At 35.0% G+C, this 10,272-nt stretch carries 11 protein-coding genes; 5 read left to right on the plus strand and 6 right to left on the minus strand.

All coding sequences use genetic code 11. The features are described 5' to 3' along the window. Positions 1-120 precede the first annotated feature (120 nt). Positions 121-1,629, plus strand: coding sequence for an amidohydrolase family protein (locus tag AC27VX_RS19135; RefSeq protein WP_488697346.1), 1,509 nt, complete (start codon positions 121-123; stop codon positions 1,627-1,629). Positions 1,630-1,767: 138 nt separating this feature from the next. Here the strand turns inward: AC27VX_RS19135 and AC27VX_RS19140 are convergent, their stop codons facing one another. From AC27VX_RS19140 to AC27VX_RS19150, 3 genes are read right to left on the minus strand one after another with little or no spacing between them, the layout of a single operon-like run. After that, the gene (locus AC27VX_RS19140) at positions 1,768-2,322 is read right to left on the minus strand and encodes a cysteine hydrolase family protein (RefSeq protein ID WP_488697348.1); all 555 of its coding nucleotides are present in this window, start codon (positions 2,320-2,322) and stop codon (positions 1,768-1,770) included. A gap of 18 nt (positions 2,323-2,340) precedes the next feature. Next, positions 2,341-3,627 carry an MFS transporter gene (locus AC27VX_RS19145; RefSeq protein WP_488697350.1) on the minus strand — a complete coding sequence of 429 codons (1,287 nt, stop codon included), beginning with the start codon at positions 3,625-3,627 and terminating at the stop codon, positions 2,341-2,343. A gap of 59 nt (positions 3,628-3,686) precedes the next feature. Continuing rightward, positions 3,687-4,301: a TetR/AcrR family transcriptional regulator gene (locus AC27VX_RS19150; protein ID WP_488697352.1), complete on the minus strand. Its 615-nt coding sequence runs from the start codon at positions 4,299-4,301 to the stop codon at positions 3,687-3,689. A 654-nt stretch (positions 4,302-4,955) separates the two neighbouring features. Here AC27VX_RS19150 and AC27VX_RS19155 point away from each other — a divergent pair. Further along, a complete protein-coding gene (locus AC27VX_RS19155; protein ID WP_236855187.1) occupies positions 4,956-6,017 on the plus strand; it encodes a 3-oxoacyl-ACP synthase III family protein in 1,062 nt (353 codons plus the stop codon). 2 nt (positions 6,018-6,019) lie between these two features. Here AC27VX_RS19155 and AC27VX_RS19160 read toward each other — a convergent pair whose 3' ends face one another. Then, positions 6,020-6,997: a beta-1,6-N-acetylglucosaminyltransferase gene (locus AC27VX_RS19160; RefSeq protein ID WP_488697354.1), complete on the minus strand. Its 978-nt coding sequence runs from the start codon at positions 6,995-6,997 to the stop codon at positions 6,020-6,022. A gap of 426 nt (positions 6,998-7,423) precedes the next feature. Between AC27VX_RS19160 and AC27VX_RS19165 the strand changes: the two genes are divergently transcribed. The 3 genes from AC27VX_RS19165 to AC27VX_RS19175 are packed head-to-tail and all read left to right on the plus strand — an operon-like array spanning position 7,424 to position 8,887. Further along, positions 7,424-8,215, plus strand: coding sequence for a DEAD/DEAH box helicase (locus AC27VX_RS19165; protein WP_236855185.1), 792 nt, complete (start codon positions 7,424-7,426; stop codon positions 8,213-8,215). 18 nt (positions 8,216-8,233) lie between these two features. Further along, on the plus strand, positions 8,234-8,665 hold the full coding sequence (locus AC27VX_RS19170) for a cold shock domain-containing protein (RefSeq protein ID WP_236855184.1): 432 nt from the start codon (positions 8,234-8,236) through the stop codon (positions 8,663-8,665). Between the two features lie 27 nt (positions 8,666-8,692). Then, a complete protein-coding gene (locus AC27VX_RS19175; RefSeq protein ID WP_236855183.1) occupies positions 8,693-8,887 on the plus strand; it encodes a cold-shock protein in 195 nt (64 codons plus the stop codon). 314 nt (positions 8,888-9,201) lie between these two features. On the opposite strand, the gene AC27VX_RS19180 is transcribed toward AC27VX_RS19175, so the two are convergent. Further along, entirely contained in the window at positions 9,202-9,780 is a 579-nt protein-coding gene (locus AC27VX_RS19180) for a hypothetical protein (RefSeq protein ID WP_488697357.1), read from the minus strand. Further along, a complete protein-coding gene (locus AC27VX_RS19185) occupies positions 9,767-10,222 on the minus strand; it encodes a hypothetical protein (protein WP_488697359.1) in 456 nt (151 codons plus the stop codon). The genes AC27VX_RS19180 and AC27VX_RS19185 overlap by 14 nt, the downstream gene beginning before the upstream one ends. Positions 10,223-10,272: the final 50 nt, after the last annotated feature.

A 10,272-nucleotide genomic window follows, 5' to 3' on the forward strand; every position in this document is an offset into this window, starting at 1 on the left:
TTATTTTTTAAAAAAAATGATCATATTTTTGAAATAGGTTTATTTTGCACATTTTTTGCTTCAATGAACTACTTTTAAAACGATTAAACATAATCGACCTTAAAAAATACGCCTCATATTATGATGAAAAGATATATCACCTATGTTTTACTTCTTGGATCACCCTTATACTGGAGCCAAAATAAAACAGCTGAAACGTCCACTTACCAGCAGAAGTGGCTGCTGGCCGAGAAGGAGAATGAAGAAACTGCTTTTGATGCTGATCTGCAGCTATCTGATGCTGAAAAAACATTGGATAAAAAATTATTGCAGATGCGGAAGCAATTTCTCAGTGAAACAGAAAAACAAAAAATACCTATATATAACAGTTCTTTTAATGAAATTAAACCACTAATAGAAAAGAGCAAGTTATTTGAGGTGTTTCAGTCGATGCCTAAAGGCGGCTTACTGCATACCCACAGTGGTGGAATAACCGATGTGAAATGGGTGATTTCAACAGCAAGAAAATATAACGAATGTTATGTTTTCGATCAAAAAGACAATAGTCAGTATATTTTTGGACAGCTGGCTTTCTTTGAAAAAGGGAAAGTACCTGAGGGATTTGTCAATCTCGACAAGAAACTGGCTTCGAATCCTGATTTTGAGAAAGAATTACAGAATCTTCTTATTCTGAAGCGAGATAATCTATGTACATATATGGATTATTGGATTGAGTTTGAAAAACGTTTCAAAAGAATCAGTCTGTTGCTGCCGTACCGTCCATTCTTTAAAGAATATTATCTGAAAGGCTTTCAGGATTTGGTAAAGGATAAAGTACAGCATGTTGAAATCCGGTTTATCTTTGATGAGCTCTATGATTTCCAGCATGGAAAATATCCGTTGAAGACTTCGATCACAGATTTGCAGGATGTTCTTAAAGAGCTTCATAAGTCGGACCCTCAGTTCAGTTTAAAATTGATCTATTCCAGTTTCAAGTTTTTAGATCCTGAAAATATTGAAAAACAGCTCGAAATAGCATTTGAACTTAAAAAAGAATTTCCTGATATGATTTCAGGTTTTGATCTTGTGGCAGATGAAGCTGCCGGAAACAGTATCTATTCTTTCCAGAAGAATTGGGCAAAACTGGACCAGCTCACTAGAAAGTATGGGGTCGAAATGCCGCTTTTCCTTCATGCAGGCGAAAGTACTTCTGTTCTGAATAAAAATGTTCTGGATATTGGGCTGCTGAACAACCAAAGGATTGGCCATGGTCTCAATCTGATCTACTTCCCAAAAACAATGGAACTGATCAGAAAACAGCATAAATTGGTTGAGGTAAGTCCCATCAGTAATCAGGTTTTAGGGTATGTGAGTGATATGAGAAATCACCCTGCTAGAGTATTATTAAGCAACGGAATACAATGTTCCATTAATAGTGACGACCCTTCTGTCTATGGATATGAAGGTCTTAGCTATGATTTTTGGGTAGCTTTTGTATACTGGGAGCTGGATGTGAAAGCACTTAAAAAGCTGGTCTTCAATTCGGTTAATTATTCTTCTATGAATGAAACTGAAAAAAAGAAAGCGATAACTTACCTGAATAAGCAATGGGACGACTTTATTCAGAAAGCAAATGCGAAGTTGAATTGATCCGGATTGCATTCTAATAAATGGTGCTCCTTTTCAGATAAAGGAAGATTGATAAAAATAAATTTGACCCAGAGAATAAAATTGAAAAACAGGAGTGATGTGCTCCTGTTTTTTTATGAAATAACGTCAGTTATTTTTTTATGAGATCCATTGATTTAATGAAATGACATCTGCCTGCTTAGGAAATACTTTATTCATAAGGAGCTCATGTACTTCATGCTCACTGTCTGCACAGCAGTCTTCAATCACGGTCAGCTGGTAATCTTTGTCGGCAGCTTCTCTCAATGTTGAAAGAACAACACCGCTGGTTGATATTCCTGTTAATATCAGATGTTCAGCCTCCAGACCTCTGAGTACAACTTCCAGGTCACTTCCTGTGAAAGCGCTGAAGCGTTTTTTGGTAATCACAATGTCCTGTTCCTGAGGAGAAAGATCCGGACAGATAGCGGTCCATTCTTGCATATTAACATAGGCCATATGTTCTTTTACCGCTGAAAAGGACTTGTTGTTTTTACTGATTTCAGGCATACCCTGTCTGAAACCCACCACAACATAAATAACCGGAATTTGTTTTTCCCGTGCCGTTTTAATGGCTTGTGCCGTATCGGAAATTAATTGCGTTGAATCTGGCAATAAGCTAATAATTGATGACTGCATGTCCATCACTAATAATACCTTCTTTGTTTTTTCCATTTTTATTCTTTTTGTTGATTATGTTTTATTGATAAATAATTCTTCAGATTTTTCTAATAATTGGGGATCAGGCGGTACATTTTTCTTTTTCTTAATCAAAATATTCCGAAATGCGAAGGCAATACCCAAGCCGGCAATTCCCTCCAAAAGTAACGTATTGGGAGCTCCTATTTTCTCAGAAACAAACCCGATAAGAAGACTTCCCAGCGGAAGCATTCCAAATATAGCCGTTAATAAAATACTGATCGCTCTGGAACGCATTTCCGGTGCAGCCTCAGACTGAACAATAATATTACAGGTTGTAAACTGGGCAACGCCTCCGAAACCTGTAACCGCTGCAAAGAACATAGCCAGCATAAAGTTGCTTGTATAAGAAAAACCAATAAGGCCTACACTCAGAATGACTGTACTTCCAATCAATATTTTTCTCATGGAAACATTCTCTTTTAAAGAAGCGAGAATAATGGTCCCCAATATCGCTCCCGCACCGATAAAACTGGATATATAACCGAACGTTTTGGCATCGCCGTTAAATATTTCTTTTGCATATACAGGAGTAAGGGTGTCATAAGGAAGTACTATTAATCCAGTGACACTCAGCATGACAATTACCCAGCCAATGGAAGATTCTTTTTTGATGTATCTGAAACCTTCTGTAAGTTCTTTTAATACACTTTGTTTCACTTTATTTTGGATAGGCTGCATTTTGGGCATCTTCATCATAGAAATAGAGACCATTACTGCTGCAAAACTTGCTGCATTCAGAAGAAAACAGATACCGGCTCCAAATTGTTGCAAGATAATCCCGGAAAGGGCAGGGCCCAGCAATTTGGCAAGGCTTGCCATAGCAGCACTTAATGAAAGAGCACTTTGCAGATCTGCGGGGTCATGCACCACTTCATTGATCAGGGACTGTCTTGCAGGAACATCGTATGCGTTGATAACTCCGAGGAGTACACTTAAACCAAGAATCAACCATACATTTTGATGACCAGTCATTACCAGTGCGGCAAGTAAAACGGATTGAATCAAAGAGGCAATCTGCGTAATATTAATAATCTTAAACCGGTTGTGCCGATCCGCTGCCACTCCGCCCAATGCAGAAAACAAGAATGAAGGAAACTGCTCTGCAAAGATGGACAGTCCAAGCATAAATGCAGAATGGGTCATACTGTATACTACCCAGACAACAGCGGTACGCTGCATCCATGTTCCAAATTGTGATACGGAACGTCCAAAGAAATACAGAGTATAATTATTACTCTGGAAAGCTCTGAAGGTACTGATCGTATTTAATTTTTTCATATTCATTAAAAAACAATTTGACAAATATTGTAGAAATGTCAAAATTATGGTAAAAAATTTTACATGAGCCATTTAACGGTCATGGAAGTCAGAATGTTCACCGTAGTTTCCAAATCATCAAAACTGTTCTTTAGAAGCATTTCCCGTTTAATTCCTCTGATGCTGCTCTGTAAAATAAAAATAACGGTGTCCTGTTCTTCAGAAGTAAGAGAACGGGTTTCTTTTTTACTGATACTTTCTGACAGAGCTTTTCCAAGAATAAACTTTTCTGCTTCCATCAGATGCTGGTGTACCACTTCTATTACCTGAGAATACCTTGATTTTTCTTCAGCATTCATCCCAGCCTCCAGTGCTGTAAAAAAAGGCTTCCTGCTTTCGGAGGTTTTCACCTTGGTATGGCAGAAGGCTCTTATTTTTTCTTCTAATGTCAGTTGCTGGTCCATTGCATTTCCAATTTCGGCAGCGACTTCTTTTATCAGAGAATTCAGTACAGCCTGAAATACCTCCTCACGGTTTTTATAATAGTAATAAATAGAAGTTCTGCTTTTACCAATGGCTTTGGAAATATCATCCATTGTTACTTTTTTGAAACCATACTTCATATACAGGTCTGAAGCAGCGTTAAGTATCTGCTCCGAAAGTTGATCCTGTTCGTTTTGTATGGATGAAAACATAAGTCTGGATTATCTGAGTGCAAATTTAAAATATTTTTGACAAAAAAACAAATTTTGTCAAAATGTACATTGTTCTTTTATCATTGCACTCCATTCCACGGACTTATTTTTATTTGTTTTTAAAGATCCGGTTTGAATGGTTATAAAGCAAACTTTTTACACGTACTTTATGAAAATGCATCTGGGATATAGAGGGTTAATGAACTTCAGTCAGAAAAAATAATGTTGCTCCGTACATCCTATCGGGCACTTATTACAATAAAGGGAAAGATGAGTTATCATCAGGAAATGCATGTGATACACGACTCAATACAAGTTATCAAAAATAAGTAATTTTTTTAGTATTATTAATTTTTAATAGTCTACCTTTAGCCACAGAAATAGAATTTATAAAAAAAATACAAACTTCTTATATTTATTATATTCTCAGGTTGTACTTTATATTTCTATTGTCCTCTTACGGAGGAATTTAATGAAACCATATTAATTGTTTTATATTCAATGTCTTGATTTATTATTAATGAACATTTAAGTTAGATCAGTTATATGTTCATTGGCCTCTTGTTAACTGCAGGAGGTTTTGTTTAAATAGATTGATCACTACAGTCATTTATACAAATTTATATAGTAAACATTAGAAAATCCATAGTAAGGATGACAAGTAAAATTATAGGGGTAGGTAATTATATACCATCAGAAACGATAACTAATTTATTTTTTGATCAACATATTTTTCTAAATGCTGAGGGAAGTGTATTAAAGGATGATAATGCTTCAATTACCAGTAAGTTACAGAAGATAACGGGTATTGAAGAAAGGCGGTATGCTACTACCCGGCAGGTTACTTCTGACCTTGGATTAATGGCGGCTCTGGCTGCTATTGAAGATTCAGGAATTGATCCTGAAACTTTGGATTATATCATATTTGCCCATAATTTTGGAGATGTCCGTTTTGGTACTATTCAGTCTGATATGGTTCCCAGTCTTGCTGCAAGAGTAAAGCATTCTCTGAAAATCAAGAATAATTTCTGCGTTGCTTATGATCTGTTATTTGGATGCCCCGGCTGGATAGAAGGAGTAATACAGGCAAATGCATTTATTAAATCGGGTATTGCTAAACGATGTTTGGTGATTGGTGGGGAAACTCTTTCCCGTGTTGTTGATATTCATGACAGAGACAGTATGATTTATGCTGACGGAGCCGGAGCGGTTATTCTGGAAGTGAATGAGAAAGATGATTCCGGTATAAAATCCCATTTATCAGCTTCCCATACACTCAATGAAAAAGACTATCTGTTCTTTGGGAAATCTTATAATAACGAGCACTGCCCTGATACGAAGTATATCAAAATGGATGGAAGAAAGATCTATGAATTTGCTCTTTCCAACGTACCGGATGCTATGAAGAAGTGCCTGGATAATAGCGGATATTCTATTGATCAACTGGATAAAATCATCATTCATCAGGCTAATGAAAAAATGGATGAGGCCATTGTAAACAGATTTTATCAATTGTACCAGACTCCTGTCCCTTCTGATATTATGCCTATGGTCATCAAGAAATTGGGGAACAGCAGTGTAGCTACTATACCTTCCCTGCTTTCAATGATTCTGAAAGACGAATTGGATTTACATAAGATTCAGAAAGGGGATATTGTTTTATTTGCTTCTGTAGGGGCTGGAATGAATATCAATGCGATTGTCTATAAATTTTAAGATCAATTACTTTGGCGGTTATTGATCTTGAGTTCCCGTTCAACTTCATCAATATTGGGTAAAGCGAGATCATAGCTTTCACTGATATATTTCAGGATGCTCTCATCAGTTTTATTATTTATTTTTCTGATGAATAGAGAATTTCCGGATTTTAAAGTATCAATAAATTGATTGATGTTTTGTGCCTTGTTGAAAAAAAAGGTTTCAATAACTGCTCTTTTGTCATCATTGACAATGACATCATTAAAATCAGTATTCATAAGGACGGTCTGAAAGAAGGATTCAGCGGGTAAAAGCGTATGAAGGTAATAGTTTTCAAAATCCAGTACTCTTTTGTTGTTGGTTATGAAGACACAGGTTTCTCTTGTAAAGATGAACCATTTACCTCCAATATAAGGAGTTACCCCTCTCATAAATTCTCTTTTATAGATAAGGGAAGATATTTTGTAAGATAATTCTGTGAAATGATTTTGTATTCTCTTCAGGGTATCCGGTCTGTAAAATTTCTGATCGTAATAAAAAAGATAATTTCTGCCTTTATTGGCGCCAAGAAATTTACGGATGATGTTTTGAGATTTAAGAGGAGCGTCTTCACCGCTTAAATTAATAAAATAATCCCACTCAGGGCTTACATTAAGTAGAAATTCCATCGCATTAAGTTCTGCCTGGATCATGCTGAAGCCTCCCTGGATAATATTCATACTTTCCAGAATATATACATTGGGAAACTGTATCAGAAAGAGCTGTATCTCTTCCGTAGTTGCTGCTTTTGCTTTCCGGTCGATATGGATAAGGTAGAACTGATCTCTTGTATAGATCTTCTGAAACATTTCTTTAAAGGCTTCCGGTTTATGATGGATCATAATGAAGTAAGCAATCTTTACATGAGGAGAATCTGACCTTAAAGCTTGCGTACGGGGTTGTGTCTGGGGAGAAGAAGACTGCATAATTCCGGATTTTAAATCATCGGCTGTGTGCAAACAATTTTATTGACGTGCGAAAGCTACAAATAATTTTTTGATAATCAGTTGATTAAAACTGGTTTTGTTTGGTTATTTTATTGTATATTTGCATTGCATTTATAAAATAGGTTTCTGCCTTTGCTATTCTGTAATAGTTTAAAATCACCATTTTTTCTTTCAGTTTTGCTTTTTCAGCCGCCCAATTTTTAACCTTGATTTCATAGGTGGAAAATACAGGTTACTAAAATCCTACTTTACAAATAGGAATGATACGTCATTACTGACCCCTCGATACTATTTAAATAATAGACATTGGCGGAGGTAAAGCAAGAGCAAAATGATGAATAGAAAATAACTTTCTTTATTTATCCTTTATAATACACCAATTCAAACCTACCATCAGTTGGTTTGTTACAAAATACCGGAAATCCGGAAAATATTATAATGAGTTTTAAAAATTTAAATTTAATCAATCCCATTATCCGTGCTGCTACAGAGGCCGGATATTCTAAACCAACGGAGATACAGTACGCTGCAATTCCGTCTATTTTGGAAGGGAAGGATATAATAGGATGTGCACAGACAGGAACTGGAAAGACGGCCGCATTTGCAATGCCTATTCTGCAGTTATTGAAAAGACATACTCCGGATCATAAAGAAATACGAACTTTAATACTCACTCCAACAAGAGAACTGACTATAAAAATAGAAGATAACTTTAGGCTGTACAGCAAGTATCTGCCATTATCACAACTATCTGTTTTCGGAGGAGTTTCAGCTGGAAGCCAGCTTGCTGCGCTGAGAAAAAGAGTAGACATTCTTGTGGCAACTCCGGGAAGACTTTTAGATTTGGTGAATCAGAGACATATTGACCTTTCTAAAATCGAAATACTGGTAGTGGATGACGCAGACAGAATGTTTGATCTGGGATTGGTAAATGATGTAAAAAAGATTTTGAAACTGGTACCTGTAAAAAGACAGACCTTATTCTTTTCTGCAACAATATCGGTAGCCCTTCGGAAGTTTGCAGACAGCCTGCTGAACAAGCCCGTAGATGTTACTGAAACTCCGGTTCCCCAGGCTTACGTTCACAGAATTGGAAGAACAGAAAGAGTAATCGTCAAGGGGATTGCTGTTTCAGTTTGTGATGATGAGGTACACCCGGCTGTAAAGAATATCCAAAATCTGATAGGATTTGCAATGCCTGAAGTAAAAGAATATAGACCAACAAAGTAATTAAAATCAAAATAATACATGGGAGACTCTTTCTCTAAAAAAGAAAATTTTAAGAAAAAAGTTCAAAAACGCAAAGAAAAAACGCTAAGACGGGAAGACCGTAAAACCAATAATAATAAAGGTAAGGATCTTAGCGATATGTTTGTCTATGTAGATGCCTATGGAAGGTTGACTTCAACTCCTCCAGAGCAGCTTCTAGAACAAGTAGATATCAGCAAAATTCAGCTTGGAGCGGCTCCAATTCCTGAAGAAGAGACTGTAAAATCAGGTATCGTTACATTTTTCAGTGAAAAAGGATACGGTTTTATTACCGAAGACAGTACAAAAGAAAATGTGTTTTTCCACAATAATGATTGTACTGAGATCATAAAGAAAGGGAATAAAGTCTCTTTTGAAAAAGAAAGATCTCCAAAAGGTTTTTCTGCAGTCAAGATCAAATTAATAAGATAATAACAACAATTTTTAATAATAATTACAATGCAAGAAGGCACCGTAAAATTTTTCAATGAAGCAAAAGGCTTCGGATTTATTTCTCCATCAGATGGAAGCAAAGACATTTTTGTACATTCTTCAGGATTAGTTTCAAGAGGAATCCGTGAAAACGATAAAGTAGTTTTTGATGTACAAAAAAGTGATAAAGGTTTAAACGCTGTTAACGTAAAGTTAGCATAATCCAGATCTTTCTTGCAGATATGATCACAAAATCCTGTCTGCAATCCAAATCACATCAATGATATTCATAAAAATCAAAATCCATACACTTTTTTAGTATTTGGGTATATTGTTTGAAAGAAAATTGATGTAAGTAACATTATTTTCTATTATGTTCATTAACCTTTCACTTTTGTGAAAGGTTTTTTGATTTTTAAAATAAGACTGAATTCTTTCTTGTGGTTTGCAGATACAGGCTGTTTGAAATAAAATCTCCGAAGTCGGAAACTTCGGAGATTTGGTTTTATCTTAAATATTTTCTCGTTTTGTAATTGTTAAGAAAAATATTCTTCATCTCTAATTTTCCATTTTTCTATATCTTCTATGGATATAGCAGGCTCTACAATAATATGTTTTTTTAGATAGCGTCCTTCAAAAAAAGTTTTGCCTCTTGGCTCAATCAGACTTTTTCTTAGAATTCTTTTTATAATGCTTTGTTTGTCAGGATCCGTAATATCCTCTTCCGAAAACTCATTGATCATTTCTTCTGAGAAAGCCCTGATCATTTCATAGTATTCTTTTAATGGTTCTAATGGCTCATCAGGGTCAAAATATCTACGAGTAGGTACAAGATAAACATAAAAAGGGCGAATAATATAATCTTCTCCTACTTCTAATAATTGAGGCATGAAGACATGGTCTTTTATTTTATGATGTTCATCAATATACTTTAATACAGCCTCATATAATTGAATGTACACTGGGAGGAGTTCAGGGGTAAGTTCACCATCCAAATGACGTATAATAATATCATTTCTATCAGAAACATTATCATTAAAATACATCGTTCCAAATTTGCTTCCTAAAAATCTTAATAGGGGTTCCGTTTTTTTTATTTCTTCAAAAGTTTTCATTTTTAGATTCTTGATCGTTGGGAGGTTTACTTATAAGATCATAACCATTTTGCCCAGAGAAATGATCCAAATGATTCTTTGAATAGGTATAAGGGGCATTTAATGCTTCTCCAAATTCACTAAATAAAAGCATATCGGGAAATTCTTTAAAAAAAGCTTTTAAAAAAATTATAATAAGATTTTGCTCTGTTGAGAAGTCTATAGTTAGTAAACAACCATAATTTTTTATAAAATTTTCATTTTTAATAGTTTCTTTGAAATATTCTTTATTTAGTCCTCCAAACTCTATTTGTTCAAAATTGTCTACATTAGCTTTAGTTAGAATAGGATCATTTTCATCATTAAAGAAAGAGGCGTTTATATTTTTAGCGATATCCGAAATTTTTGTTAAAATTTCATCTTTTTCAATATACTTTTTATTAATTATAAATACTGTCTCCATTTATTTTAAGTTTTTAATTTGGTTTAAATCTGTTATAACTATTACTCCTT

The organism is Chryseobacterium sp. 14P4.3.2, assembly GCF_057799275.1.

What these genes read in the sequence shown, in the direction of transcription:
- AC27VX_RS19155 (WP_236855187.1), top strand. Translation starts at nt 4,956, where the DNA reads ATGACAAGTAAAATTATAGGGGTAGGTAATTATATACCATCAGAAACG.
- AC27VX_RS19170 (WP_236855184.1), top strand. Translation starts at nt 8,234, where the DNA reads ATGGGAGACTCTTTCTCTAAAAAAGAAAATTTTAAGAAAAAAGTTCAA.
- AC27VX_RS19135 (WP_488697346.1), top strand. Translation starts at nt 121, where the DNA reads ATGATGAAAAGATATATCACCTATGTTTTACTTCTTGGATCACCCTTA.
- AC27VX_RS19185 (WP_488697359.1), bottom strand. Translation starts at nt 10,222, where the DNA reads ATGGAGACAGTATTTATAATTAATAAAAAGTATATTGAAAAAGATGAA.
- AC27VX_RS19140 (WP_488697348.1), bottom strand. Translation starts at nt 2,322, where the DNA reads ATGGAAAAAACAAAGAAGGTATTATTAGTGATGGACATGCAGTCATCA.
- AC27VX_RS19175 (WP_236855183.1), top strand. Translation starts at nt 8,693, where the DNA reads ATGCAAGAAGGCACCGTAAAATTTTTCAATGAAGCAAAAGGCTTCGGA.
- AC27VX_RS19180 (WP_488697357.1), bottom strand. Translation starts at nt 9,780, where the DNA reads ATGAAAACTTTTGAAGAAATAAAAAAAACGGAACCCCTATTAAGATTT.
- AC27VX_RS19165 (WP_236855185.1), top strand. Translation starts at nt 7,424, where the DNA reads ATGAGTTTTAAAAATTTAAATTTAATCAATCCCATTATCCGTGCTGCT.
- AC27VX_RS19150 (WP_488697352.1), bottom strand. Translation starts at nt 4,301, where the DNA reads ATGTTTTCATCCATACAAAACGAACAGGATCAACTTTCGGAGCAGATA.
- AC27VX_RS19145 (WP_488697350.1), bottom strand. Translation starts at nt 3,627, where the DNA reads ATGAAAAAATTAAATACGATCAGTACCTTCAGAGCTTTCCAGAGTAAT.